The 25,576-nt window shown below is 70.0% G+C and carries 20 protein-coding genes and 2 pseudogenes; 14 read left to right on the forward strand and 8 right to left on the reverse strand.

Translation table 11 applies throughout. The features are described 5' to 3' along the window. Window positions 1–91 precede the first annotated feature (91 nt). The 4 genes from ACZ6O2_RS12230 (at window position 92) to ACZ6O2_RS12245 (ending at window position 3,447) form a co-directional block, all read left to right on the forward strand. Window positions 92–1,564: an NF041680 family putative transposase gene (locus ACZ6O2_RS12230; protein ID WP_466022857.1), complete on the forward strand. Its 1,473-nt coding sequence runs from the start codon at window positions 92–94 to the stop codon at window positions 1,562–1,564. Between the two features lie 88 nt (window positions 1,565–1,652). Beyond that, window positions 1,653–1,832 (forward strand): DUF4158 domain-containing protein, encoded by a 180-nt coding sequence (locus ACZ6O2_RS12235; protein WP_466022858.1) that lies wholly within the window; start codon window positions 1,653–1,655, stop codon window positions 1,830–1,832. Then, window positions 1,829–2,194, forward strand: a complete 366-nt coding sequence (locus ACZ6O2_RS12240; protein WP_466022859.1) for a DUF4158 domain-containing protein — start codon at window positions 1,829–1,831, stop codon at window positions 2,192–2,194. Before ACZ6O2_RS12235 ends, ACZ6O2_RS12240 begins: the two co-directional genes overlap by 4 nt. A gap of 8 nt (window positions 2,195–2,202) precedes the next feature. After that, window positions 2,203–3,447, forward strand: a complete 1,245-nt coding sequence (locus ACZ6O2_RS12245) for an SLC13 family permease (protein ID WP_466022968.1) — start codon at window positions 2,203–2,205, stop codon at window positions 3,445–3,447. Here ACZ6O2_RS12245 and ACZ6O2_RS12250 read toward each other — a convergent pair. Beyond that, window positions 3,434–3,649 (reverse strand): hypothetical protein, encoded by a 216-nt coding sequence (locus tag ACZ6O2_RS12250; protein WP_466022860.1) that lies wholly within the window; start codon window positions 3,647–3,649, stop codon window positions 3,434–3,436. The genes ACZ6O2_RS12245 and ACZ6O2_RS12250 overlap by 14 nt on opposite strands. Before the next feature lie 920 nt (window positions 3,650–4,569). Next, a pseudogene (locus ACZ6O2_RS12255) lies at window positions 4,570–4,702 on the reverse strand (IS630 family transposase); the annotation flags it as partial. Window positions 4,703–4,768: 66 nt separating this feature from the next. On the opposite strand from ACZ6O2_RS12255, the gene ACZ6O2_RS12260 reads away from it, so the two are divergent. Continuing rightward, the gene (locus ACZ6O2_RS12260) at window positions 4,769–5,311 is read left to right on the forward strand and encodes a dihydrofolate reductase family protein (protein WP_466022861.1); all 543 of its coding nucleotides are present in this window, start codon (window positions 4,769–4,771) and stop codon (window positions 5,309–5,311) included. 367 nt (window positions 5,312–5,678) lie between these two features. Here the strand turns inward: ACZ6O2_RS12260 and ACZ6O2_RS12265 are convergent. Together ACZ6O2_RS12265 and ACZ6O2_RS12270 are read right to left on the reverse strand one after the other, a co-directional pair. Then, window positions 5,679–6,878 (reverse strand): annotated as a pseudogene (locus ACZ6O2_RS12265) (S8 family peptidase); the annotation flags it as partial. Window positions 6,879–7,154: 276 nt separating this feature from the next. Then, a complete protein-coding gene (locus ACZ6O2_RS12270) occupies window positions 7,155–8,651 on the reverse strand; it encodes a M4 family metallopeptidase (RefSeq protein ID WP_466022862.1) in 1,497 nt (498 codons plus the stop codon). 676 nt (window positions 8,652–9,327) lie between these two features. Here ACZ6O2_RS12270 and ACZ6O2_RS12275 point away from each other — a divergent pair. Both ACZ6O2_RS12275 and ACZ6O2_RS12280 read left to right on the forward strand, forming a co-directional pair. Further along, window positions 9,328–11,208, forward strand: coding sequence for a S8 family peptidase (locus tag ACZ6O2_RS12275; protein ID WP_466022863.1), 1,881 nt, complete (start codon window positions 9,328–9,330; stop codon window positions 11,206–11,208). Window positions 11,209–11,494: 286 nt separating this feature from the next. Then, window positions 11,495–12,814, forward strand: coding sequence for a M14 family metallopeptidase (locus ACZ6O2_RS12280; RefSeq protein WP_466022864.1), 1,320 nt, complete (start codon window positions 11,495–11,497; stop codon window positions 12,812–12,814). A gap of 575 nt (window positions 12,815–13,389) precedes the next feature. Here the strand turns inward: ACZ6O2_RS12280 and ACZ6O2_RS12285 are convergent. Beyond that, window positions 13,390–13,785, reverse strand: coding sequence for a hypothetical protein (locus ACZ6O2_RS12285; protein WP_466022865.1), 396 nt, complete (start codon window positions 13,783–13,785; stop codon window positions 13,390–13,392). 381 nt (window positions 13,786–14,166) lie between these two features. Between ACZ6O2_RS12285 and ACZ6O2_RS12290 the strand changes: the two genes are divergently transcribed. Genes ACZ6O2_RS12290 through ACZ6O2_RS12300 form a run of 3 tightly spaced genes read left to right on the forward strand, consistent with a single transcriptional unit; the run spans window position 14,167 to window position 15,539 of the window. Next, on the forward strand, window positions 14,167–14,565 hold the full coding sequence (locus tag ACZ6O2_RS12290) for a ribosomal maturation YjgA family protein (protein ID WP_466022866.1): 399 nt from the start codon (window positions 14,167–14,169) through the stop codon (window positions 14,563–14,565). Window positions 14,566–14,622: 57 nt separating this feature from the next. Beyond that, window positions 14,623–15,147: a GNAT family N-acetyltransferase gene (locus ACZ6O2_RS12295; protein WP_466022867.1), complete on the forward strand. Its 525-nt coding sequence runs from the start codon at window positions 14,623–14,625 to the stop codon at window positions 15,145–15,147. Window positions 15,148–15,197: 50 nt separating this feature from the next. Then, window positions 15,198–15,539 carry a hypothetical protein gene (locus tag ACZ6O2_RS12300; protein ID WP_466022868.1) on the forward strand — a complete coding sequence of 114 codons (342 nt, stop codon included), beginning with the start codon at window positions 15,198–15,200 and terminating at the stop codon, window positions 15,537–15,539. Between the two features lie 117 nt (window positions 15,540–15,656). Here ACZ6O2_RS12300 and ACZ6O2_RS12305 read toward each other — a convergent pair whose 3' ends face one another. Further along, on the reverse strand, window positions 15,657–16,538 hold the full coding sequence (locus ACZ6O2_RS12305) for a LysR family transcriptional regulator (protein WP_466022869.1): 882 nt from the start codon (window positions 16,536–16,538) through the stop codon (window positions 15,657–15,659). A gap of 69 nt (window positions 16,539–16,607) precedes the next feature. On the opposite strand from ACZ6O2_RS12305, the gene ACZ6O2_RS12310 reads away from it, so the two are divergent. The 3 genes from ACZ6O2_RS12310 (at window position 16,608) to ACZ6O2_RS12320 (ending at window position 21,180) form a co-directional block, all read left to right on the forward strand. Further along, complete coding sequence (locus ACZ6O2_RS12310; protein ID WP_466022870.1) at window positions 16,608–17,687, forward strand: EamA family transporter; 1,080 nt, start codon at window positions 16,608–16,610, stop codon at window positions 17,685–17,687. Then, window positions 17,591–18,778 (forward strand): DNA polymerase IV, encoded by a 1,188-nt coding sequence (gene dinB / locus ACZ6O2_RS12315; protein ID WP_350712173.1) that lies wholly within the window; start codon window positions 17,591–17,593, stop codon window positions 18,776–18,778. The genes ACZ6O2_RS12310 and dinB overlap by 97 nt, the downstream gene beginning before the upstream one ends. A gap of 350 nt (window positions 18,779–19,128) precedes the next feature. Next, complete coding sequence (locus ACZ6O2_RS12320) at window positions 19,129–21,180, forward strand: sialate O-acetylesterase (RefSeq protein ID WP_466022871.1); 2,052 nt, start codon at window positions 19,129–19,131, stop codon at window positions 21,178–21,180. Window positions 21,181–21,293: 113 nt separating this feature from the next. On the opposite strand, the gene ACZ6O2_RS12325 is transcribed toward ACZ6O2_RS12320, so the two are convergent. Next, a complete protein-coding gene (locus ACZ6O2_RS12325; protein WP_466022872.1) occupies window positions 21,294–23,726 on the reverse strand; it encodes a M14 family metallopeptidase in 2,433 nt (810 codons plus the stop codon). Window positions 23,727–24,194: 468 nt separating this feature from the next. Continuing rightward, window positions 24,195–24,596, reverse strand: a complete 402-nt coding sequence (locus ACZ6O2_RS12330) for a hypothetical protein (RefSeq protein WP_350712170.1) — start codon at window positions 24,594–24,596, stop codon at window positions 24,195–24,197. 274 nt (window positions 24,597–24,870) lie between these two features. Between ACZ6O2_RS12330 and ACZ6O2_RS12335 the strand changes: the two genes are divergently transcribed. Further along, on the forward strand, window positions 24,871–25,413 hold the full coding sequence (locus ACZ6O2_RS12335) for an RNA ligase 1 family protein (protein ID WP_466022873.1): 543 nt from the start codon (window positions 24,871–24,873) through the stop codon (window positions 25,411–25,413). Window positions 25,414–25,576 lie beyond the last annotated feature (163 nt).

Genomic DNA, 25,576 nt, shown 5'->3' on the forward strand with positions numbered 1-25,576 from the left:
TGGTCGGTGACCCCGACCGATCATGGGGACAGCCCTTGGTTGATCATTCTTCTTGTCGAGGGAAGATGATCAATAACCAAGGGCTGTCTCGGTGATTAGTGTGCATGATCCTTATCTGGTTGGTGGCGTCGGGGAGCTGGGCAGGTTCCGGCGGGAGTTCTATGGCTGCTTGACTGCGCGGGCGGATGCGTTGTTCGAGCTGGCCGACGCGGTGTTGTGCGCCGACGGGCCGGTGCGGTCGTTGGTGGAGTTGTCGCTGGTGGGTGAGCACCGCCGCGGTCACGGCGCGTTGTACGACGCCCTCGCGTGTGGGCGGCTGGGCATCGACCGGCTGCGTACCGCCCTGGCCGGGGTGCCGCTGCCACGAGCGGCTGACGGCCGGGTCGTGCTGGCGGTGGACATCACCTGCTGGTTGCGTCCGGACGCGCACACCTCGCCACAGCGGGTGCTGTGTCACACCTACGGTCGGGGCAAGGACCAGACCATCGTGGTCCCGGGTTGGCCTTACTCGATGGTGGTGGCCCTGGAGTCGGGCCGTAGCTCGTGGACCGCGCCGTTGGACGCGGTGCGGTTGGCGCCGGGTGATGACGCGGCGGCAGTCACGGCGGGGCAGATACGAGACATTGTGCAGCGGCTGGTCGCGGCCGGCCAGTGGCGGCCCGGCGACCTGGACATCCTGGTCGTGGCCGACGCTGGCTACGACGCGCCCCGGCTGGCGTTCCTCCTGCGTGATCTGCCCGTGCAGGTCCTCGCGCGGATGCGCTCGGACCGGGTACTACGCCGCGCGGTGCCACCCCGGCAGCAGGGGACGATCGGCCGGCCACCCCGCCACGGCGGCGAGTTCGCCTTCGCTGACCCGGCCACGTGGGGCATGCCTGACGCGGCCACGATGACCGACACCCGCCTCTACGGCATCGCGAGAGCCCGAGCCTGGGACCGGTTGCACCCTCGGTTGACCCACCGATCCGCCTGGGTCGACGCGGCCAAGGTGTTACCGGTCATCGAGGGAACGGTCATCCGCCTGGAGGTCGAGCACCTGCCCAGCGGCGCGACCCCGAAGCCGGTGTGGCTGTGGTGGTCCGGCGTCGACGCCACCGCCGACGATGTCGATCGGCTCTGGCAGACGTTCCTGCGCCGCTTCGACATCGAGCACACGTTCCGCCTGTTCAAGCAGACCCTCGGCTGGACCTGCCCGAAGGTCCGCACCCCGCAGGCCGCCGACCGATGGACCTGGCTGATCCTGGCCGCATACACGCAGCTGCGTCTGGCCCGCGCCCTGGCCGTCGATCTGCGCCGGCCCTGGGAAAAACCGGCACCACCACAGCGTCTGTCACCCGCCCGCGTCCGCCGAGGATTTCGGCACCTCCGCGCCAAAGCCACCTGCCCGGCCAGCGCACCGAAATCATCCCGGCCAGGACCAGGGCGGCCAATCGGCCGCCGCAACAGCCACCCCACCCCACGCCACGACGTCCACACCGCTTCCGGCGCGACCAGCACCTCGACAGGCAAGGCGAAAACGAAACCGAAGACGACCCGCAAACCACGCCCAAGCCAAACAGGTTAAAGATCAAGTTAGCACAGGTGATCGGTCTTGTTCGGGGGTTCGCCGGAAGATCCTCGATCACTGGTGAGGGGTGGCTACCGTCCGCCGCATGCCGGTGGAATTTCTGACTGATAAGCAGGCTGAGGCGTACGGGAAGTTCGCTGAGGAGCCGGCGAGGCCCGATCTGGAGCGATTCTTCTTTCTCGACGACGAGGACCGGAAGCTGATCGCGAACCGGCGCGGCGACCACAACCGTCTCGGCTTCGCGCTTGAGATGTGCACGGGGTGAGGTATATCGGGCTGTACCTGGAGGACTCCCTGGCCGTTCCGGGGCCCGTGGTGGAGCGTCTGGAGATTGAGGATGTCTCCTGCGTCAAGGAGTACACCGAGCGGCTGAAGACGGCGTATGAGCACGCGTGGGAGATCCGTGACGCGTACGGCTACCACCCGTACGAGGACCATGCCCAGGGCCGGCGGTTCAGGGCGTTCCTGCACGGCCGGGCGTGGACGGCGCACGCGGAGGGGCCGAAGGCGCTGTTCGATCACTCGGTGGGCTGGCTGCGCCGGAACCGGGTGCTGCAGCCGGGGGTGAGCGTGCTGGCCCGGCAGGTCTCCGAAGTCCGCACCATCGCGGAGAAGACCTGTTCGTGAACTCCTCGCTGGCGGAGGCTGTCTCCGTCGTTCTGCTCCTGGCGGTGCTGGCGTGCGCCGTTATCCGCCCGTTCGGCTGGCCGGAGGCGGTCGTCGCCGTCCCGGCCGCAGGCGTGGTCATTGCCACCGGAGCGATCTCGCTGGACCATGCCCGCGACGAAGCCGCGCGGCTCGGACCGGTGATCGGTTTCCTCGCCGCCGTCCTGGTCCTGGCCCAGCTGTGCGACGACGAGGGCCTGTTTCACGCGTGCGGAGCATGGATGGCCCGTACCGCGGCAGGTCGCCCGCGCCGCCTGCTGGTCCAGGTGTTCGCAGCCGCATCAGTGATCACCGCGGTGCTCAGCCTGGACGCCACCATCGTGCTCCTCACCCCGGTGGTCTTCGCCACCGCCGCCCGGCTCGGTGCCCGGCCCAAACCGCACGTCTACGCCTGCACCCACCTGTCGAACACCGCCTCGCTGCTGCTGCCGGTCTCCAACCTCACGAACCTGCTCGCGTTCGCTGCCAGCGGACTGAGCTTCACCCGCTTCGCCGCCCTGATGGTCCTGCCCTGGCTGGCCGCCATCGGTACCGAGTACGTGGTCTTCCGCCGGTTCTTCGCCACCGACCTGGACGCCGGAGCCCAGGCCCCACCCACCGCCGAACCCCGTGAGCTGCCGGTGTTCGCCCTGGCCACCGTGGCCTGCACACTGGCCGGGTTCGTCCTGACCTCCGCGCTCGGAGTCAATCCTGCCTGGGCGGCCTTCGCCGGCGCCGTCGTACTGGCCGTGCGTGCCCTGGCGCAGCGCCGTACCAGGCCCACCGCCATCGTGCGCGCCGCCGCGGTCCCGTTCCTCGCCTTCGTTCTGGCCCTGGGCATCGTGGTCCGCGCGGTCGTCGACAACGGCCTCGCCACCGGCCTGGGCCATCTGGTCCCCGGTGGCACCGGCTTTGCGGCCCTGCTCGCTATCGCGGTGCTGGCCGCGGTGCTGGCGAACGTCATCAACAACCTGCCCGCCGTGCTGGTGCTGCTGCCGCTGACCGCACCGTCCGGGCCCGCTGCCGTCCTCGCGGTGCTGCTCGGGGTGAACATCGGACCCAACCTCACCTACGCCGGTTCCCTAGCCACCCTGCTGTGGCGGCGCATCATGCACGAACACGACAGTGACGTCGAGCTCGGTGAGTTCACCCGGCTCGGCCTGTTCACCGTGCCTGCCGCCCTGCTGCTCGCGGTGGTGGCACTGTGGGCCTCGCTCACCGTCATCGGAGGCTGATCACCGTGAGAGTCATCGCCTGGATCACCGAGGGCACCTGGCCCTCCTGCATCGACGCCGCCCGCAGCCACGCACCCGAGGCCGCCGACATCGTGCTGCTGCATGTCACCGGCCCCGAAGCCCCGGCGCCGCGCACGGCGCCTTTGCCGGGCTGCTCGGGCGTGGCCATCCCGAACGCGACCCCGGCACCGCGGTCGAGCACCTGGCACCGCCTCCGCCGAACGACTCCTCGCCGAAGCCGCGCAGCGCCTGGGGCGTCCCGGTAAGCGTGTTGAGCGCACCGGCCGCGTCGAGCGGGAGGTCGTGGCCGCCCCCGAGGGCGCCGACCTGCTCATCCTCGCCCGCGATGGCGGCCGTAACCACCTCGGGCCGCGCAGTATCGGCCCCACCAGCCGCTTCATCGTCGACCATACCCCTGTCCCGTCCTGCTCGTCTGGCCCGAAGCCGCCCCCGGCGTTTCATCACCGAGTGGCTCTGACCGGCCTATGAAACACGCCTTGGTCCCGGCGCCGCGGCGGCGGCCGGTGAACCAGATCGACATCGACGCCAGCACCCGCCTGTTCATCGCCATCGGCGCCCCAGCCCCGCGACCGCAACCGCAACCGCAACCGCAACCGCAACAACACCATCGGCGCGACAAGGCCGAACTGTGGAAGCGGTCCACGAACGTCCGTGGATGTCCACCGCCACTCGCGCCCGTCGTCACCCAACAGTCACCCACCCCTCCTTGACGGACAGTCCGATCAAGCCCAGGGAGAAGAAGGAAGGGCGCGTGGATTTGCTGGGATCATCCTGCGCATGCGGGACGAAACCTCGTGGAACTGTGCGACAGCTGGGTCGCACACGTTTCGTGGTCCGCATGGACACACCGCCCTTGGGTGAATCGCCGGTCACCGGCCTGCACTTGGACGAGAGCGTCGAGTGCTCTCGCCGCTTTGCGCTCCTGGCTCGGAAAGTCGATCCCACCGATACCTGGGGCCATCCGGTAGTCAGACGTTGGAGCGGAACTGCGAGCCGTGATCGGCTCACCAGCGGGAACAGCGTTCGACACCTGATCACACGGCGTCTCAAGCTGCCAGGGCTGCTCACCAGTGCGGTGACCACAATCGATCACCGGGTTGGTCACGCAGCCCGGGACTGGGGACGACCCCACGTGTCGTTCACTCCGTACCCGGGCACGTTCCCGGCGCTGCGCGACCAGCACATCCGGATGCCGGTTGTTCGCGTTGAGCCACCGCAGATACGCGTGCAACTCCCACCGTCGCCCTCCCCACCGAACTATGATTCGGCCCCGGGCCCCCAAAATCCTCGGAGAAGACGCATGAGCGATGTGAGCATCGGCACCGGCAAAGTGGTCGTGAACAGGGCGATGTCGCTGGACGGGTTCATCGCCGGTCCTGGCCACGCGATGGACTGGATCTTCGAGTACCTGACTGCGGATACGTTCCCAGAGGTTATGGCGGCCACGGGTGCCATGCTCATCGGCCGGGGCACGTACGAGGTCGCCAAGCGTATGGCCGACCAGGACACCCCCTACGACGGGGGAGGACAGTTCGTCCTCACCCACGAGCCTCCCGGCGAGCCGGACCCTACCGTCACGTTCCTCACCTGTGACATCGAGGAAGCCGTTGCCACGGCACGCAGCGCCGCGGGCGGCAAGAACCTGGAGATCCTCGGCGCTGACGTGGCCGCCCAGTGCCTGCAGCGCGGGCTCGTCGACGAGATCCTGGTGTATGTCGTACCGGTGCTGCTCGGCGACGGCGTCCGCTTCTCGCCCCCAGGCCTCGACAGGATCGACCTGGAACCTTTCAGCAACACCCAGTCGGGCGCCGTCACAATGCTCCGGTTCCGCGTGCGAAAGTAGGCGCAGCCCTCCAGCAGTTGGCACCAGCACGCGGCGGAAACCCTGACGTCTAGTGCCCTGACCAGAAACGTTGACGGTGTTGGTCAGGCCGCCCGACATGCTGCGCCTACCGGTCGTGGGGATGGTACGAGTTCGGGCGGGTCAAGCCGTTCCCGGACAGCCCCAACTTCGAAGCGCTGATGTTGGACCTCGCCGATCTGTGAGGAGCGACTCCGTCGCTGCCGGGTGCCGAGCCGAAGGTTCATGGCACCGGGTCACCGCTGTCCCAGCTATGCCGAGGCTTCGGAGGCCTGGATACGCGACCAGACGCTCTGGAAGGCTGCATACGGCACTCCCAGAGCCGTCATGGTCGGCGCGCGGTTCACTAGCCGATGAACAGTAGCCGGTTCGGTGAGTTCGTGCCGGGGTTGGTCACGACGTTCTGGGTGGCGGTGTTGACGAGGTAGTCGCGTACCTGCTGCGGGGTGAAGCTCGGGTTGAGCGCCTTGACCAGTGCTGCGGCACCGGCGACGTGCGGAGACGCCATCGAGGTGCCGCTCTTGACGCTGGTCGTGGTGTCCGAGCCGATCCCCGCTGAGGTGATGTTGCTGCCGGGCGCGAAGATGTCGAGGCACTTGCCGATGTTGGAGAAGCCCGACCGGGCGTCGGTGTCGGTGGTGGAGCCGACCGTGATTGCGCTGGGCGTGCGGGCTGGGGAGCCGCCGCAGGCGTCGGAGCCGTAGAGGTTGCCAGCGGCGACCGCGTAGGTGACCCCGTCGGCGATGGAGTTGGTCACCGCGGCATCCATCGGCTTGCTGGTTGAGCCGCCCAGCGAGATGTTCGCCACGGCCGCGTCCGTGGTGTGGTCACTGGTCACCCAGTCGATGCCGGCGATGATGCCTGCCGTGGTGCCGCCGCCGGTGCAGCTCATGACACGTACCGCTACCAGGGTGACCGCTTTGGCGACGCCGTGGGCGGTGCCGCCGACGGTCCCGGCGACGTGGGTGCCGTGGCCGTGGCAGTCGGTGGCGTTGTTGTCGTTGTCGATGGTGTCGATGCCGGAGATCGCGCGGCCACCGAAGTCGACGTGGGTGAGGTTGATGCCGGTGTCGATGATGTATGCCTTCACTCCCGCGCCGGCGCTGGTGGGGTACGTGTAGGCGTTGTCCAGCGGGCGTGCCCGCTGGTCGATGCGGTCGAGGCCCCAGGAGGGGACGGGCGTCTGCGTGTCCGTGAGCGACACCGTCTGGTTCTGCTCGACGTAGTCGACGTCGGGGTGGGCGGCGAGCTGGCGTGCCGCCCGTGCGGGCAGCTTGACCTCGAAGCCGCGCAGGGCCGCGCTGTAGATGTGCCCGACGGTTCCGCCGTATCGGCTCGCCAGGCCCCTGGCCCGGCTGGGAACCGCGCTGGGGGCGACCGCTGAATCGCGCAGCACGACGATGTACGAGCCGCGCACGGCGGTGCCGTTACCGGCGGACAGGATGGTGCCTTCGGCGGGAGCTGAGTGGGCGGGCGTGCCGAAGGCAATCGCTGCGGCAACCGTCGCGAAGGTGGCTGTGAGGCCGAGCCAGCGGCTTCGCGTACCGATAGGTGCGCCTGGTGGCAAAGGGGATGTCCTACAAGCAGATCGCCGACCGGCTCGGGCTGTCCTCATGGGGTTTCCTCTTCTCTAGCGTCCGCGTGGACGGTGGTGGCGTCGCGGCAGGGCGCACCGCGATGGTCATTAGGAAGAGAACTATCGATCCCGGCGGGTTTTGAAGTGTTTGTGACCGCCAGCGGTATTCAACGGTATTCAGGCGGCATATTCAGGCAGGTGATGCTGGTGGGGCGGCTCCACACCGGAGCCGGCCCCACCATTGCGTGTTCAGCAGTTGGGGTCGCGCTCGGCCGGGACGGCGACCGCGTTCCACGCCGCCTTCGTCGCGTTGTACAGCCCGCAGGTCGGGTCGAGGGCCTTGGCGGCCTTGAGGGTCCCGGTGCGGTAGGTCAAGTACGAGCTCTTCGAGTTCTTCATCAGCATCGCGGTGTAGAGAATCTTGATGGCGTTCTGGATGCCGACGCCGGTGGGGAGGGTGCTGCCGTTGCAGGTCGGGCTGACCGGCTGGCCATTGGTCGGGTTGGAGCCCTCGGCGAGCAGGTAGAACCAGTGGTTGCCCACACCGGCGTGCTTGTGCTCCTCATAGAATTTGCCGTCGTAGCAGTTGGGGTCGTTGTTGACCAGCGACGGGTTGTACATGTTGCGGATCGGGAGTCCGTTGCCCCGCAGGTCGACGTCGCCGACGAGGTAGTCGGTGGCGCCGAGCAGGTAGGCCTCGGCGGCCGCGCCGAAGGCGTCGGCGACGAACTCCGACGTGCCGATGGTCGAGATGTCGCCGCCGGTGGTGTAGTCGACGCCGTGGCCGAGCTCGTGGGCGACGACGTCGATGTCGCCGATCCACTGGCCGGCGGTGTTGTATCCGATCTGGATCTGGACACCGTGCTGGTAGAACGCGTTGCGCCCCTGGAATCCGACGCGGATCGGGACGGCGCCGCCGGTGCCGTCCATGCCGGAGCGGCCGAGCCACTGTGACAGCATCCGCATCATGCCCTGGGCGCCGTAGAGGGCGTCGACGCAGCCGGTCTCGAGGTCGGTGCCGATCCCGTTGCCCCACACGTCGTCGGGCCCGGTCCAGGTGATGTCGGTGTAGGACTGCTGGCACGGCATGTTCCTGATACCGGGCGTGTTCATGCTGTAAGTGCCGCCGGAAACCGTGGTGTTCAGCGGGACGGTGCCGTTCCAGCCGGAGTTGCCGGTGCCGTAGTGGACATGCTCCTGACGGTGCAGGACCGCGCCGGTCAGCGCGTCCACCTGGACGGTAAGGCTGCTGTAGCCCTCGGCGCCGATCCCGGTCACCGTGGACTCCCACGCAAGGCGGGCGGTGTCGTCGATGACGTCGACGACCAGCTGCGTGCCTTCGATTTTGCTCACCGACGTCAGCTGGCTCTTGGCGACCGCTTCGGCGGCCCGCTTGCTCAGCTTCGGCGTGATCGAGAGCTCGCCGATGCTCGCCTCCTGCGCGACCGAGTCATCGATGAGCTGATCGTTGCGATCGGCAACGAGCACGAAGTCGCCGCCCACGACCTTGAGGCCCTTATAGGTCCGGTCGTACGCCAGGAACCGCAGGCCAGCGGCCTCGGTCACCGAACGCTGAACGAACTTGTCGTGCGCGCTGGCGTGCAGGAAGGCCGCCTTGCTGGCCAGTGCTGCCGCCGGAGTGTGCGCCGGGGCGGGTTTGGCGTGGGCGGGGGCGGTGAACGCGGTGACGACACCGCAGATGGTGAGCACGGCACCGACTGCCAGCGCACGTTTGCCTGATTGCATTTTCTTCCTTTCCGGTACAGGGATGTGCGTTCCTCCGGGTGGTGAGCATCTCGGTGTAGGCGTGGCCGAAGGCTTCGCCCTTGGGCACCTGGATGTGGTGGGACTGCGCCTGCGGTGAACAGCCGGTTGGTTCCACGCCGTGATGGCCGATTGGGGGAGACGTTATCGACCTGCCCGAATTTTTCGACTGCTTTCGGCGACGGGTGGTATTCAACGGTATTCAGCCGCCCTATTCAGGCAGGTGACGCTGGCGCACTGTTCTGGCAGAGGATCTTCGATGGCCTCTCGCGGTGAAGCGCGTCCACAGGCGAGGAACGCCAGCGTGACGGCGGTTGGTATCAACGGCACACCGGTCCGGCGGGCTGAGCCGTATTCACCGTATTCATGAGGCTGACCAGCCCGAACATGCCGCGGGAAGGTCCCGCGATGGCATCGATGCTCTTGACCTGGTGAATGGCCTGGTCGACCCTTCGAGCACCGGACGAGATCCGCCCGCGAATCGGCCGTACGGCCGACCCTGCTGATTTGCGGAGAGGAGACCGATGCGAATCCTCGCCCCCCTCCCGAACGTCTCCGCCCCGGGCAGGGTGGGCCTGATCGGCTGGTCAACCCCCTTTGCCGTGCCACACCGCTGCCTGATCAATGGCGGTGTGGCACGCCCACCCGAGGAGTGAGAATGACGTTCACGCGTCTACTGCCCAGATTGGCGGTCACTGCGGCCCTCGCCGTGGTGACCGCGACCACCGCCACTGCTCAAGCCGCCCAGGCCGGGCCGGTTGGCGAGATCCTGTACGCCAATGACCCGGCGGCGGTCGCCGGTTCGTACATCGTCATGCTGAACGACTCGGTCGGCGCGAACTCGGTTGCCGCCACCGCCGGGGGCCTCGCCGCCCGGTACGGCGGGTCCGTCAAGCGGACCTACCACAACGCGGTGCGTGGCTTCTCCACGCACATGTCGGCGACCGCTGCCGCCCGGCTCGCGGCGAACCCGGCCGTGGCGTACGTGGAGCAGGACCGTACCGTGTCGGTGGCGGGCACCCAGTCGCCCACCGCGTCGTGGGGCCTGGACCGCATCGACCAACGGTCCCTGCCGCTCGACAACTCCTACACCTACGCCAACAACGGGTCGGGGGTGAAGGCGTACATCCTCGACACCGGCATCAACTTCAGCCACACCGACTTCGGCGGCCGCGCCATCTCCGGCATCGACACCCAGGACAACGACAACGACGCGAGTGACTGCCACGGTCACGGCACACATGTCGCCGGCACCGTCGGCGGCACCTCTTACGGCGTCGCCAAGGGGGTCACGCTCGTCGGGGTGCGGGTCATCGGCTGCAACGGGTCGGGCACGTATGCGGGCGTCATCGCCGGCGTCGACTGGGTCACCGCCGACCACGCTGCTGGTGCGCGCGCCGTGGCGAACATGAGCCTCGCCGGCCCGTACGACGCGGGGCTGAACGACGCGGTCGCGCGTGCGATCAACGACGGCGTGGTCTTCGCCGTCGCCGCTGCCAACAGCAACGCCGACGCCTGCTCATTCTCCCCGGCCAACGTCCCGGCGGCGATCACGGTTGGTGCGATTACGAACACCGATACGCGCGCGTCGTACTCCAACTACGGGTACTGCGTGGACATTTTCGCGCCGGGCAGCGGGATCACGTCGGCGTGGATCGGCTCGAACACCGCGACCAATACCGTCAACGGGACGTCGATGGCGGCGCCGCACGTGGCTGGTGCGGCCGCGCTGGTGCTGGCCGCGAACCCGGGTTTCACCCCACAGCAGGTACGCGACAAGCTCGTCGTCAACACCGCCACCTACAACGCGATCCCCGACCCCGGCCCCGGGTCACCGAACCGGCTGCTCTACGTCGGCAGCGTTCAGCCGCCTTCGCAGGACTTCTCCATGGCGGTCAACCCGGGCTCCGGCAGCACCGGCATCGGCGGCTCGGTCACGGCAACCGTCAGCACCACCACGACGGTCGGCAGCGCCGGCCCGGTGACCCTCGCGGTAGCCGGTGGCCTTCCCGCCGGGGCAACGGCCAGCTTCAGCCCAGCGACGGTCACCTCGGGCGGCAGCTCGACGATGACCATCACGACCTCGGCATCGACCGCGCCGGGCACCTACCCGGTCACCCTCATGGGTACCGGCTCCTACCACACACAGAACGCGACTTTTACCCTGACCGTGAACGCGGCACCCGGCTGCTCCCAGACCAACGGGACCGACGTGGCGATCATCGACGGCGGCAGGAAGGCCCAGGAGAGCCTGGTCACCGTCTCCGGCTGCGCCGGGACGGTGGGGTCGAGCACGGTCGAGGTGCATATCAAGCACGGTTACATCAGTGACCTGATCGTCACCCTGGTCTCGCCGAACCGCACCTCATACGTCCTGCACAACCGCTCAGGTGTATCCAGCGTCAACATCGACAAGGTCTACACCGTCAATCTGGCGGGCCAGACCGCGAACGGCACCTGGAAGCTGACCGCGCGTGACGCCGCGGCTCAAGGCACCACCGGCTACATCGACAGCTGGACCCTCAACCTCGGCACCTGACCGAGGTGAATAACCACCGGTAAGCCGCACAGCGCTGGTGGGCGAGGCGATGCTGCCAAAGCACCCCGCCCACCAGCACCGCGCCACCCGCAACACGACCCAAACCACAGGCAGCCAACGCAACGGATCCACGGCTCCCGACCACCGCGACCGGAGACCTTCCCCGCGGCCGGCAAAGCGTGGACGCCGTCACATGTCGCCCACCAGTTACGCGTTCGGCCCGGCACCCGCACCGCTCAACTCCACGTGAGCTGTGCCCACACCTTCCCCCCTCAAGGAGGCCCTCATGCGACGGTATGTCGCAACCCTCATCACCGTGCTCGCCGTCGGTGCGGCCGCCGTCCTGGCCGGCCCGGCGGCGAGCGCGCCGCTGCTGGAGCCGTCCAGCTCCGACTCGGCGCAGTACGTCGTGTCCGGCCCCCGGACGTTCGACGACGCCGACGCGGTGGCCCGGACCGGTGCCGCGATCGACTCGATCGAGCACGGCAGGGTCTACATCACCGCGACCCTGGCCGAGGTCAAGCAGATCACCAAGCTCGGCTTCACGGCGACCCGGCTGACCGCCCCGGCGCGGGTCGCGCCGGACGGGGTCAACGCGTTCGACTTCCCGTCGGGCGACTCGCTGTACCACAACTACGCCGAGACCAACGCCGAGATCAACAAGATCGTGGCGGACCACCCGGCGATCGCGTCGAAGTTCACCATCGGCAACTCGTACGAGGGCCGGGCGATCTACGGCGTGAAGATCTCCGACAACGTCGGCACGGACGAGAACGAGCCGGAGGTGCTGTTCAACGCGAACCAGCACGCCCGGGAGCACCTCACCGTGGAGCAGGCGCTCTACCTGGCGAACCTGTTCACCGACTCGTACGGCAGCGACTCGCGGATCACCGGCCTTGTGAACAGCCGCGAGTTCTGGATCATCCCGATGATCAACCCGGACGGTGCCGAATACGATGTCGCGTCCGGCACGTACCAGATGTGGCGCAAGAACCGACAGCCCAATGGGTCGTCGAGGAAGAGCATCGGCACCGACCTCAACCGCAACTGGGGCTACCAGTGGGGCTGCTGCAACGGCTCCAGCAGCACCACCTCGTCCGAGACCTACCGTGGGGCGGCGCCGTTCTCGGCGCCGGAAACCCAGCACCTGCGAGACTTCGTGCTGAGCCGCCGCGTCGGCGGGGTACAGCAGATCAAGGTCAACGTCGATCTCCACTCGTACTCGGAACTGATCCTGTGGCCGTACGGGTACAAGAAGGCGGACACCGGCACCGACATGTCGGTGGACCAGAACAACGTGTTCAAGACCATCGGCAACCAGATGGCCGCGACCAACGGCTACACCGCCGAACAGGCCAGCGACCTGTACATCGCCGACGGCATTCTCAACGACTGGATGTTCTACGACCAGGGCATCTTCTCCTACACCTTCGAGCTCTACCCCATCTGGTGCTGCACCGGTGGTGACTTCTACCCGCCCGACGAGCAGATCGTCCCGCAGACCACCCGTAACAGGGAGGCCATGCTGATCCTCTCGGAGTACGCGGACTGCGTGTACCGGGCGATCGGCAAGGAGGCGCAGTACTGCCCCGCCGGCACGCCATGACCACCAACTGGACGGACACGTCGAGACCGGGACGGGCGCGTCAGCCAACGCCAGCGGCCGTCACCCGGAGGCTGAATATGGCAATGCCGCGGGACCTCGCCCACGGGAACAGCGCGTCCTCAGCCGACTACGTCCCCGATCGACGTCGTCCACGGCGGTGGCACCTCGGTGTTGTTCACCCAGGTCAGTGAACCGAACCCCTCCCCTACGGCGGCTGTTTGTCGGGGAGACTTGGAAATCAATGCACAAGGGCATCAACCTCATGATCAAGTTGTTTTGATCATGAGGTTGACCTATTTGGATGGAGCTGGTTTCGGGGTTTCGGAGTCATACGAATATCCCGCTGGTGGGCGATACCGGGATCGCCAGTGACCTCTTCGGTGAACGCGGATGAGCGCCACCGTTGGACGTTCTTGAGTGCCACTCTCCCGTCCCCTGTAGTCCGTCGGCGTCCGGCCTCGTGCTCCTCGATCGTCACTCAGATGGTCACCCATGGCTGTCCGGCACCGCATCGGCCACCCGATCATCCACAACCGTCGGCGTCGTGACTGATCGGTTGCCGTAGTGCCGATTGGCTATTCGATCGGGAAGACGGATGCGTGGCTGCGCGGACACTGCCAGCAGGCAACGCCGCAGACGAGGGCCGCAGTAGGAGGATGAGAGTGGCCGGGCAGACATCCCGGCCAGGTGGTGTCGCCCTCATCGAACTCCTTTTCCTGCAGCAGGTCGGCCATCTCGACGACCGCCAACTCCAGGTCGCGGGTTGGAGGCAGGCTGCCCAGGATGCCCTCCTGCGCCTGCCCCCGCCTGCCGAAGCGCACGTGTAAGGCGTCGACGGCGTCCAGGTACACGCCCATCGGCTCGATGACGGCACCCCGCCGGGCGAAGTCCTGCGCCACCCGGCGCACCGCGCGCTCGTAACACTCCAGTGCGCCGAGCAGCAGCTCGTCGTCCTCGTCGCCGCTTGGCACCGGGCCAGGCTAATGCACCTTGTGGTCAGAAACGACCGGCCGGAATCAGACGTTGAAGCGGAACGTAGAGCCGCTGTCCCGCCACCAGCGGGGACGGTCGGCGACACCTGCTCACGGGGCGTCTCGGGCTGCCATCGTTGACGGCTGGTTGACGACGTCTGACAGTGTCTTGTGCCCCTTTGTGCCCACACACACTGCCAGGCTGCGGCAACGCTCCGGTCGCTTGCGCCCAGCCACCCCGCGAACGGCCCAGGGGCGTGATCGGCCAGCTCGGCACGACTCCGCCCGGCGATTCCTTCTGCCGAGGGCCAGGTCGAGCGCCTCGTCGCCCCTGCGGGTGGCCACGATGTCTCCGGTGAGACACGGCCTAGCATCGCCGGAATGTCGATCACTCCTCGGCGGTGCCGGATCCTGATGCTCGCGGCGGCGGCCGTGTTCCTCGCGGTCGCCCTCGTCATCCGCGCGACGGCCGGCGGCGGCCTCGAACAGCACTCCGGCACCGCCCTGTACGGGTCCATGGTCTGGGCCGGGGTGCTGTTCGTCCGGCCGGGCACGGCGCCGCTGCCGGCGGGCGCGGTGGCGATCGCCTTCTGCTGGGCGGTCGAGGTGTCGCAGCTGACCGGCATCCCGGCGGCGCTGTCGGCGCGCAGCCTGGTGGCCCGGCTCGTGCTCGGCGTCCAGTTCGACCCGGTCGATCTCGCCTGGTACCCCGTCGGGGTGCTGCCGCTGGTGGCGCTGGCGCAGGTCGTGCGCCACACCCGCTGGCGGCGCGCGAACTGAACGGTCGGCGCCGATAATCGGGGGCGCCGGGAGGCCCGCCCGGCCTATCGTGGCACGGTGCTGATCAGACGCGAGACCCCCGCCGACATCGACGCCGTCCGGGCGGTGCACCTGGCCGCCTTCGCCAATCCCGACAAGCCGGACGCCGTACCGGTGGAGGCCGGGCTGGTGGACGCGCTGCGGGCGGACGCCGGGTGGCTGCCCGCCTTCTCCCTCGTCGCGGCCGACGACGACGGGCAGGTCGTGGGGCACGTGGTGTGCACCCGGGGCCGGGTGGCCGGCGAGCCGGTCGCGCTGGGGCTGGGGCCGCTCGGCGTGCTGCCGGCCTGGCAGCGGCGCGGGGTCGGCTCCGCGCTGATGCACGCGGTGCTCGGCGCGGCCGACGCGCTCGACGAGCCGCTGGTGGTGCTCCTCGGCCACCCCGACTACTACCCCCGCTTCGGGTTCGGCCCGGCCGTCGACCTCGGCGTCACCCCGCCGCAGCCGTGGGGGCCGCAATACTTCATGGCGCGTCCGATGAGCGCCTGGCGGCCGTCGATCCGGGGCGAGTTCACCTACGCCCGCCCCTTCGACGACTTGTAGGCGGCCCTGACGGCCTTTGCCTCCTGTCGATCGTCGGGCATGATTGGCGGATGGGAGAGGTGTTACCGATGCCGAGCTTCGGTGACCTGTTCACCGATCTGCGCGGCAGCGACCGGACGATGCGGGTGAGCTGGCATCCCGAACGGGGCGCCGTGGTGCTGTCCCTGTGGTCGGGCACGGTGTGCCGGGGGTCCTTCCGGCTGGCCGCCGCCGACCTGCCGAGGCTGCTGTCGCTGCTCACCGACATCACCGCCCCCGCCCCGGACGGGCCCGCGCAGGGCGCCGCACCGGCCCGCCCCCGTGCCGCCTCGGCCGTGGAGCAGACCGGCGAGATCGACCGACCCGCCTCCCGCGGCCTGCTCCCGATCGTCGCTGCCCCGCGCGTCGCCTGACAGCTCCGCACGCCTCCACGTCGCTCGCCCTGTCGGCTGGTGTGGTGGTCGAGTCTTCGCCGGTGGTGGGATTGGCGGGCGCGGGCTCGGGACGGTCGTCGTGGGCGGCGCCCTCCACTACGCGGGGCGGTCCTGCCGGGGTGGAACCGCCCGGTAGGTTTCGCAGGCCAGGTTGACGAGTTCGGTGAGGTGAGCGGGTGGGTCGTCCTTCCACCAGGCCAACCAGACCGGTATCGGCTGGGCGTCGCGGACGGCGCGGTACGCCACCCCGGGCCGGGGGTTCTGGTTGGCGGTGGCCTCGGAGGTGATGCCGACCGCCTGGCCGGCGGCGATGAGGGTGAGCCACTCGTCGACGCCGTGGGTGGTGCGGATGGTCGCGGGTTCGGCGCCCGGCTGGAACAGGGCGGGTGTGGTGGTGCCGGTTCGGCTGTCGATGGCGACGGGGTATCTGGCCAGGTCGGCGGTGCGTACCGATCGTCGCCGGGCCAGCGGGTTGTCGGTGGCCACGGCGGCGTAGCGGGTCTCCACGCCGAGCAGTGCGGTGTCGAAGCGGGGATCGGCCAGGTGCCGGCGGATCACGGCGACGTCGGCAGTGCCCTCGCTGAGCCCGGCGGTCGGGGTGTTGGACTGGACGAACACCAGCGGCACCTGGGGGTGGGTGGCGGCCCAGGTCTTCTGCAGTCGTCTGGTGTGTTTGCCCAGCGCCGCCCAGGCGTAGCCGACGCGCAGCTCGGTGCGGGATTCCTCGACGATCCGTCGCAGGTGGGCGACCTCGTCGAGCACCCGGCGCGCGGCGGCGACGACGCGGGTGCCGGTGCCGGTGAGCGAGACGTGCCGGGTCGTTCGCTGGAGCAGGCGAGCGCCGAGCGCCGCCTCCAGGGCGCTGACGGAACGCGAGACCGCCGCTTGGGAGACCCCCAGGACGGCCGCCGCGTCGGTGAAGGTTCCGGCGTCGACCACCGCGACGAGCGTGCGGAGCTGACGCAGCTGCACATCCATACGCCGAGCGTATAACTCCGGCGGCTGGTGCATTTCTGGTATCGGTCGGCGCGGGTCGACACTGCCGTCATGACCGTGAAGACGGCAGGTGAAGTTGCTGCTCAGGCCCCCCGCCAACCGACCGACGACGGCCGTGGGCCGCTGCTGCGCGGGATCGCCACGATGACCGCAAGCGCGGCGAGCAGCCAGGTCGGGGCGGCCGTGGGAGCGCACGCGTTCGCCACCCTCGGGCCCGCCGGGGTCGCCGCCGTGCGGCAGTTCGTCGCGGCGTCGGTGCTACTGCCGACCGTACGCCCGAACCTGCGTCGCTTCACCTGGGCCCAATGGTGGCCGACCCTGCTGCTCGGGCTGGTCTTCGCCACGATGAACCTCAGCCTCTACACCGCGATCGACCGGATCGGGCTCGGCCTGGCCGTCACCCTGGAGTTCCTCGGCCCGCTCGCCGTCGCCCTGGCCGGTTCCCGAACCCGGCTCGACCTGCTCTGCGCGGCGGGCGCCTGCATCGGCGTGTACGTCCTGGTCCTACCGGGCCCGGCCAGCGACCACCTCGGAGTGGGGCTCGGCCTGCTCGCGGCGGCGTGCTGGGCGGCGTACATCCTGCTCAACCGGCTCGTCGGGGCCCGCCTGCCGGGGTTGCAGGCACCGGCAGCGGCGACCCTGGTGTCCGCGCTGCTCTACCTGCCGGTCGCGGCCATCCTGCTCGCGCAGGGACGACTGGCCGGCACCGCGATCCTCTACGCCGTCGGTGCGGGCATCCTCAGCTCGGTGGTGCCCTACGCCGCCGACCTGGTCGCGCTGCGTACCGTGCCGGCCCGCTTCTTCGGCGTGTTCATGAGCATCCACCCGGTACTGGCCGCGCTCGCCGGCCTCGTCCTCCTCGGCCAGGTCCTGGAACCACACGAGTGGCTCGGCATCGCCATCATCGTGACGGCCAACGCCCTGGCCGTCCAGACCGCGCGTGCCGCTCGGCCTCGCCGTCGCGGCGGTGGCCGCCCGGCGCTGTCCGGGCAGGTCAGCGCCGATGTCGACCCGTTCCGTGCGAACATGTGTTCGTGTCGCGCGAGGCCCGCATCCTGCACGCCGACCTGGACGCGTTCTACGCGTCGGTCGAGCAGCGCGACGACCCGCGCCTGCGGGGCCGGCCGGTGATCGTCGGCGGCGGCGTGGTCCTGGCGTGCAGCTACGAGGCGAAGGCCCGGGGCGTACGCAGCGCGATGGGCGGCCGGCAGGCCCGCCGGCTCTGCCCGGAGGCCGTCGTCGTGCCGCCGAGGATGGCGGCCTACACGGCGGCCAGCCGCGCCGTGTTCGAGATCTTCCGGCAGACCACCCCGGTCGTCGAGGGCCTCTCCATCGACGAGGCGTTCCTCGACGTCGGCGGCCTGCGGAGGCTGGTCGGGCCGCCCGCCGACATCGCCGCCCGGCTACGTCGGGAGGTGCGCGCGCGGGTCGGCCTGCCGATCACCGTCGGCGTGGCCCGGACGAAATTCCTCGCCAAGGTGGCCAGCGGCGTCGCGAAGCCCGACGGCCTGCTGGTCGTGCCGCCGGACGAGGAACTGGCCTTCCTGCACCCACTGCCGGTGGAGCGCCTGTGGGGTGTCGGCCCGGTGACCGCGGGGAAGCTGCGCGAGCGGGGCATCCGCACCGTCGGGCAGGTCGCCCGGCTCGGCGAGGCGACGCTGGTCTCGCTGCTCGGCGCGGGCGCGGGCCGGCACCTGCACGCCCTGGCGCACAACCGCGACCCCCGGCCGGTGCAGGTCGGCCGCCGGCGTGGGTCGATGGGCGCGCAGCACGCCCTGGGTCCCGTCCCGCACTCCCCCGCCGAGTTGGAGGCGATTCTCGCCGGCCTGGTCGACCGGGTGACCCGGCGGATGCGGGCGGCGGCGCGGGCGGGGCGGACGGTGACGCTGCGGCTGCGGTTCGGCGACTACACCCGCGCGACCCGCTCGCACACGGTGGCCAAGGCGACCGCCGACACGACGCCGCTGCTGGGCGCGGCGCGGGCGCTGCTGCGGGTGGCGCTGCCGGAGATCGAGCGGCGCGGCGTGACGCTGATCGGCGTGTCGGTGGGCAACCTGGACGACTCCCCCGTGCAGCCGCCGCTGCCGTTCGACCGCGACCCGGGGGCGGACCTGGACGCGGCGGTGGACGCGGTGCGCGACCGGTTCGGGTCGGCGGCGCTCACCCGGGCGGCGCTGCTGGGCCGCGAGCCAGGCCTGGAGATGCCGCTGCTGCCGGACTGATCGAAGGCGGCGGAGCAAGCAGTCGTCGTGACGGTGGTCCCCGATGTCGCCGGTGACCGCCGTCGTCGTCTCGCATCCGGCCGAGGCGAGGCGGCGGCACCCGGCAACCGGTCACCCGTTCATCGCCGTGACATGCGCTTCCGCCGCGGCGATCCCACCGCTCATCGCATGCGCATTGCGGTCGATGAATATTGATCGCTAGGCATGACCCACGCCGCTCCGGCGGACCCGACCTACCCGACCTGCTGGAGGTCCGAGTCATGCCCCATTCACCCCGTTCCCGGCGGAGACGCGACACGCGCCGTGCCGCCATCGCCGCAGTAGGCCTCCTCCTGTCCACCGTCGCAGTGGTGCTCGGGCAGCCGCCTGCCGCCGGCGCCGCACCCGATCCTGTCAGCTCCAGGCCGGTCGACGGCACCTCGTGCGCCGCCAACGTCGACGGCATGGCCGACTTCACTCCCGTCCTCGCGCTGGACCTGCCCGAACGGGCCAGCTGGTTGAACCAGACGCCGCCGTACGCCTTCGACCGCACCGCCGAGGTGGCCGCCGGCTTCGACCGGGTCGGATACTGCCTGGAGCTGGCTACTCCGGCGGGCCCGCAGTGGGTGTGGACGGCGATGGCGCCGTTCACCACCGACGCCGGCCGGCTCGGCCTGCCGACCCGCGCCGGGGAAATCATCCGACAGCGGGTCAGCGACCTGGAGGTCGCCTCGAACGTCCCGGGCGTCACCACCGGCACCGACCTGGCCGGTCACGTGGAGATGTGGCCCCACACCTACAGCAGCGGAGGGTCCCGCCAGATCGCCGGTGCCTCGCCGAGCGTCTACGACGCCGACGACACCGTCAACCCGTCCGGCGGGTACGGGTCCTTCCAGGTGCACCAGGTCGGCGCCACCCGCCCGTCGTCCGTGACGCCCCGCACGGTGCTCGCAGTCAACACCTTCACCTCCTCCGGGGCGCCGCTCTCGCTCGGCATCGGCCCCGCGCCCAGCGGGCACCCGGACTGGACCTTCGCGGGAAACGCGGGCACCTTCACGCAGCGCCGGCTCACCGTGTACGCCCGGCCAGCCGTGCTCGCCCTCGACCAGCACCCGCAGGACCGCCAACTGTACCCACGGGACGCCTCGAACGCGGCAACGGTGCCCGTGTCCGGGACGGTCACCGATCCGCGGGTCAAGGCGGTACAGCTGACGGTGACGAGCGGCGAGGACGAGTGGACCTACACCACGGCGGTCACCGACCGGCGCGACTTCTCCTTCAGCCCCCGCATCGACGCCACGCTACGCGAGTACCGGTTCGAGCTACGCGCGCTCGGCGCCGGCGTCACCCGCCGGGCCGGCCTGTGGGAGGGCGTCCTGGCCGGGGACGTCTACGTCATCCAGGGCCAGTCCAACGCCGTCTCCGCCGTGTACCGGGGTTCGTCCGCCGGCGAGGAGTCGCCGTTCATCCGCAGCTACGGCTCACCCACCGCGGATCCGGTGCTGTCCGCGTCGGAACGCAGCTGGAACTACGCCGCCAGCGAGGTCACCAACCAGCCCGGTTCCGTCGGCCAGTGGGGCATTCGTATGGCCCGCCGGATCGTCGACACCTACGGCGTCCCGGTCGCCCTCGTCAACGGCGGCCACGGCGGCCGACCCATCTCGTTCTTCCAGCGCGACGACGCCGACCCCGACGCCATCAGCACCAACTACGGACGGCTGCGGCAACGACTGGTCGCCGCCGGAGTCCAGGCCGACGTGCGCGGTCTGCTCTGGTATCAGGGCGAGTCCGACAACGACAACGCCGCCGTCCACGTCTCCGGGTTCACCGCGCTGCTCACCGACTGGCGCAGCGAGATCGGCACCCGCGCCGGCGACGGCGCCCGGTACTTCGTCTACCAGGTCCGCACGTCCCCCTGCGGCAACAGCACCACGGGAGCACTGCGGGAGGCGCAGCGGCAGATGGGTGACACGCTCGGCGTCACCCTGCTGTCCACGAACGGCCTGTCCGGCCACGACGGGTGCCACTACGCCTGGGAACAGGGCTACCGGGAGATGGGCGACCACACGTTCGCCGTGGTGGCCCGCGACCTCTACCACGGCCCCAGCGAAGGCGTGGCACCACCGAACCCGCGTAGCGCGACGTTCTCCAACCCGGCACGAACGGAGGTGACGGTGCAGCTGCGCAGCGACGACCCGCTGGTCGTCGACCCCGGTGTCGCCGCCGACTTCCGGATCAACGGCAGCACGGCGACGGTCACCGACGTCGAATACCGGGCGGGCGGTCGGCTGGTGCTGACGCTCTCCGCGCCGGCCGACGGGGCGACCGGGGTGAGTTACCTGAGCCACCTGCGCGCCGGCCCGTGGATCGTCAACGCGACGGGCAGCGGCCTGCTCACCTTCCACAACCTGCCGATCGCCTGACCGGCAGCCGGCAGCCGGCAGTGCGGAAACGGCGCGGACCACCGAGGCGGTCCGCGCCGTTCCGGCTCCACGGCAAGGGCGCGGCGGGAGCATCGGTACCGGTCGGAGAACCCTCAGCCGGCCGGCAGCACGGCGGTGCCCTGGCGGTAGTTCCTGCCGTTGCCGTCCGGGTGGTAATTGTTCTCGACGTTGCCCGCCGAGTCCACCGAGAACCAGTGGACCGTGGTGCCCGCCGGGACGGTCAGCGTCTCCCCGCCCTCGCGGACGCCGGCGGAGCCGTAGAGGGTCGACGCGTACGTCGGGGCGGCCCCGTCGAGGGTGTAGAAGACGGCCGCCGGCTCGCTCGTGGAGAACGTCACGGTCACCATGCCCGGCGTCGAACTCGGCGCGACCGCCAGCGTGCTGCGCGGCCGGCTGTTGTCCTTGGCGAAGTCACGGGCCACCCGCATCAGCTCGACGAGGCCGTTGGCGAACTCCATGGTCTCGTCGTGCGCCTCGTCCCACTCCGGCTGGAACGAGGTGCCGACCTCGAAGTTCCAGGCGTAGATGCCGTACTTGTACCAGAGCATGTCCCCGGAGTTGCCGGCCGCCGAGTAGAGCACGTCGGAGATCGGGCCGGTGCGCGCCGGGGTGACCGCCATGTTGCGGTGCCGCTTGATGGCGGCCAGGATCCGCGACGACGCGCCCCAGAACGCCGACTCCTCGGCCAGGGTCGGCCGCGGCGCGGAGACCCGGTCGGGCAGCGCGTACGCCCCCGGCGACCACATGAAGTAGTTGCCCGACGAGTGCAGGTTCATCGAGAACCTGATGTTCGGGCGGGCGGCCAGCCAGTCGACGTTGCGGTTCTCCGGCTCGGACAGCTCGCTCGGGCCGGCGTAGGTGCCGCTGGTGCAGCTCGACGACGCGCCGGAGTAGCCGTCGAAGAGGCTGTACTCGGTGTAGTTGCGGTTGTTGTCCACGCCCCACGAGTTGCGGGCCAGGAAGTCGGCGGCCCCGGTCGACGGGCAGTGGTTGGTCATGTTCTTGCGTTGGGAGTTGAAGTCGTAGAACGAGTAGTGCCCGCCGTCGGGGTTGACCGACGGGGCGATCCAGATGTCGAGGTTGTCCAGCAGCTGCTTGGTCTGGCCGTCGTGGGCGTAGTTGCGCAGCAGCCGTTCGGCCGTCTCGACGGTGACCAGCGGCGGCACCCACTCGCGAGCGTGCTCCTGGGCGTAGGCGAGCACGCCGAGCTTCGAGCCGTCGCGGTGCTTGCCGATCCGGATCGCGTACACCGGGTGCGGGTCGCGGGAGACGCTGGCGGGCGCGCTGAGGCCGTCGCTTAGCGGGGTCCGCGGCGCCGGCGCGACCACGCCGGTGCCCGGGCTGCCCCGATAGGTGTACGCCCGCAGCAGCGCCCCGGCGCCGGCGTTGAGCGCCGCGACGACCTGGGCGGCGGTGCTGGTCACCACGCCCGCGCCGTCGGTGCCCAGGGTGACGCGTACCGCGGAGCCGGTGACGGTCACCGACAGCGGCGTGTTCGCCGCGCCCGGGTCGGCGAGCTCCACGGAGATGGCGTTGCCGCCCTCGTGGCCCCAGGCGAGGGAGTCCACCCCGACGCGGCTGGCGGTGGCGGTACCGAGCACCGCCTGCGCGTGCCGCCGGTAGCCGTTGGTCTTGTAGGGCAGCTCCACGACCTCGGCGAGCTGCGGGAACTCGGCGGCCAGCTGGTGGATCCGCGCGTACAGCTCGGTGGGCGTCAGGTAGCTGGTGACGAAGTCCTTCTGGTAGCCCGGGCCCTCGGGGCCGGCACCCGGGGTCGGCAGCCACTCCCGCACCTGCGCGACGGCCACGTCACCGGTCGGGCTGGTGATCCGGATACGGTCGGGGCGGCTGGTCACCGTGGCGGCGCCCCGGTGGTACAGGTAGACGCCGGCGTCGACGAACCGGGAGATGGTCTGCGTCCCGCCGGAGCCGAACTCGGTGCCGGGGCCGCTGTCCCGCTCGACGGTGAGGGGGGTCGCGGCCGTCTGACCCTGCGCCCACTTCGCCTCGACGGAGAGGATCTGGCTGGTGCCGGAGGTGTACCAGTCCGCCCGGATGATCTTGACGTCGGAGACGTCCGGGGCGGTCGGATCGGCCGCGGCGGCGGCGAACTGCCGGTTCTCGGCCACGCGGCCGGCGATGGTCGCCTCGCGTTCCGCCACCCGCTCCCGGGCGTCGGCGGGCCGGTGCAGCACCCTGCCGAGCATGAAGCCGGCCTCGGTCAGCGCCGCCGCCTCGCCGGCCGTGACGACCGCGTGCGCGACGACGCCGTCCTCGGTGCGGGCGACGTGGTGGTCGAGGTCGACGCCGGTGGCGACAAGGGCGTCCAGCTGTGCGGTGCCGGCGAGCAGCACCTCGACGACGTTCGCCTCCTCGTCGCCGACCCGGACCAGGTCGACGGCGGGGGCGGCGGACGGTGCGGTGGCCGAGGCCGGGCTGACCAGCAGCACCACGGCCACGGCCCCGGCCAACACGGCGGGAAGGGGAAGGCGGCGTCGCCACCGGGGACCTAGGGGATCACGCATCTGTCGACCCTTCTGTTCGTCGGCACGGGTGACCGAACGAGATGGCCGAGGGGCCCGCCCGGGGTACGCGGCTCCGCCCCGTCGGTCGCGCGCCACACCTGCGGCGCCACGACATGGTGGAAGGAAGGTGGTGGTGCTGTCCGGTTGCGGCGGACCGACGCTGGCCGCATCGCCGAGCTGCGGAAACGTCGTCAGGCTGAGAGACGGGAGGCTGCTCCGGTGACGGTCGGTGGACTGCGCCAATCCTCAGCGCGCCCAAAGTGATCTGTCAATACCTCCGGTGAGCCCCCGGGGATTCGCCTCGGCGGTCCGGGGCACCACTGATCCCCGGGCACCCGAGCGGTCCCACCGCCGAGTGGTCTCCGGCGGTGGGACCGGTTTCTCGCTGGCCTGCCGAGCGACCCCTGGCATACGGGTCACGCGGCCGGGCCGGTCAGGGTCCACCGGTGGATCCGGGCTGAGAGCAGCTCAGCCGCAGTTGCCCCAGCTGTACCGGCCGGCGCCCTGCCAACTGGTGCCGTACAGGACCTCGCCGCTGTACATCACGCACTTGTCACGGGCAGAGCGTTGGATCGCGGCGTAGTACTTGAAGTTTCCGGAGTCGTAGACCCAGGAACCACCCTCCACCCGGATCCCGGCGGAAACCCCGGTCGTCGAGCCGACAGCCACCCGCTTGAGGGTGGCGACACAGTTGTACGCGGTGGCGCTGTTGTACATCAGGTAGACGTCGCCCACCTTGGTGCCATCCGGCGCGTAGATCGACCGGTGGCCGTCACCGGCGTACGCCCACGAGCCACCGAAGTCGTTGTTGCACGCCTGCGCCGCGGTGAACGGATTCGTCGCGGCCTGAGCGGGCGAAGCGAGCCCCACCGCCGCAACAGTGGCGGCGATGATCGAAATGGTCAGTCGTCGCGCTGGTCCACGCACACAGTCCCCCAAATGCTCCGGCGCCGATATCGCGCATGAGCCGCCATGGTCCCACAGTGGATCATCACCACGATCCGGGGCGGCGCGGGCAGCCGGGACCGCTGGTGCAGGCGCCGGAGACGGTGGAGCACGGTGTTGACGGTCGCGCCCTGCACCGCGCCAGTCCTGGCGGCAACGCGAGGTGATATCCGTTTTGCACTGGTGAGACCATGCGGGCGTGAACAAGATCCCCACGCTGTTCCGCCGCGACCCGGACGACCGCAAGCGCGTCCTGCCCGAGGCAGACCCTGCCTGCCAATGGGTCCTCGACGGCGAGGGAACGCCGACGCGCAAGTACGACGGCACCTGCGTCATGCTCGACGAGGACGGCACCTGGTGGGCACGGCGCGAGGTGCGGCCCGGCCGGACGCGACCGCCCGGCTACCGGCCGGTGATGACGGACGAGGTCACGGGCAAGACCGTGGGGTGGGAGCCGATCGCGCAGTCGCCGTACGCGCGGTACCACGCCGAGGCTCTCGCCGCCGCGCCCGAGCGGCGCCGCGCCGGCACCTACGAGCTGATCGGCCCGAAGATCAACGGGAACCCCGAGGGCGTACGGGGTCACGAACTCGTACCGCACGGCGACGCGGAGAGGCTGGACGTGCCGCGCGACCTGGCCGGCCTGCGTAACTGGCTGCTGGCGCACCCTCAGTACGAGGGCATCGTCTGGCACCATCCGGACGGCCGGAGGGCAAAGCTGAAGCACCGCGACTTCGCCTGAGCCGGCGGTTGTACGTCGTCACCCGTGCAAGGCAGCGACGCCGTGGGGAACACAGGCCAAAACGGCCCTGGTGCCCTGCGGGGATCGCTGGTCCCCGTCCCGCTCCCGAAACGCGGATCAACTGGCGCGGGGCCCGCGAAATAACAGGCGCTGGCTGACGATC

This window comes from Micromonospora sp. NPDC048040, assembly GCF_055587185.1.

Excerpts from the sequence above, each read along its gene's own strand:
- ACZ6O2_RS12270 (WP_466022862.1), bottom strand. The coding sequence starts at position 8,651 with ATGCAATCAGGCAAACGTGCGCTGGCAGTCGGTGCCGTGCTCACCATC.
- ACZ6O2_RS12280 (WP_466022864.1), top strand. The coding sequence starts at position 11,495 with ATGCGACGGTATGTCGCAACCCTCATCACCGTGCTCGCCGTCGGTGCG.
- ACZ6O2_RS12305 (WP_466022869.1), bottom strand. The coding sequence starts at position 16,538 with ATGGATGTGCAGCTGCGTCAGCTCCGCACGCTCGTCGCGGTGGTCGAC.
- ACZ6O2_RS12325 (WP_466022872.1), bottom strand. The coding sequence starts at position 23,726 with ATGCGTGATCCCCTAGGTCCCCGGTGGCGACGCCGCCTTCCCCTTCCC.
- ACZ6O2_RS12290 (WP_466022866.1), top strand. The coding sequence starts at position 14,167 with ATGTCGATCACTCCTCGGCGGTGCCGGATCCTGATGCTCGCGGCGGCG.
- ACZ6O2_RS12300 (WP_466022868.1), top strand. The coding sequence starts at position 15,198 with ATGGGAGAGGTGTTACCGATGCCGAGCTTCGGTGACCTGTTCACCGAT.
- ACZ6O2_RS12275 (WP_466022863.1), top strand. The coding sequence starts at position 9,328 with ATGACGTTCACGCGTCTACTGCCCAGATTGGCGGTCACTGCGGCCCTC.
- ACZ6O2_RS12260 (WP_466022861.1), top strand. The coding sequence starts at position 4,769 with ATGAGCGATGTGAGCATCGGCACCGGCAAAGTGGTCGTGAACAGGGCG.
- ACZ6O2_RS12235 (WP_466022858.1), top strand. The coding sequence starts at position 1,653 with ATGCCGGTGGAATTTCTGACTGATAAGCAGGCTGAGGCGTACGGGAAG.
- ACZ6O2_RS12310 (WP_466022870.1), top strand. The coding sequence starts at position 16,608 with ATGACCGTGAAGACGGCAGGTGAAGTTGCTGCTCAGGCCCCCCGCCAA.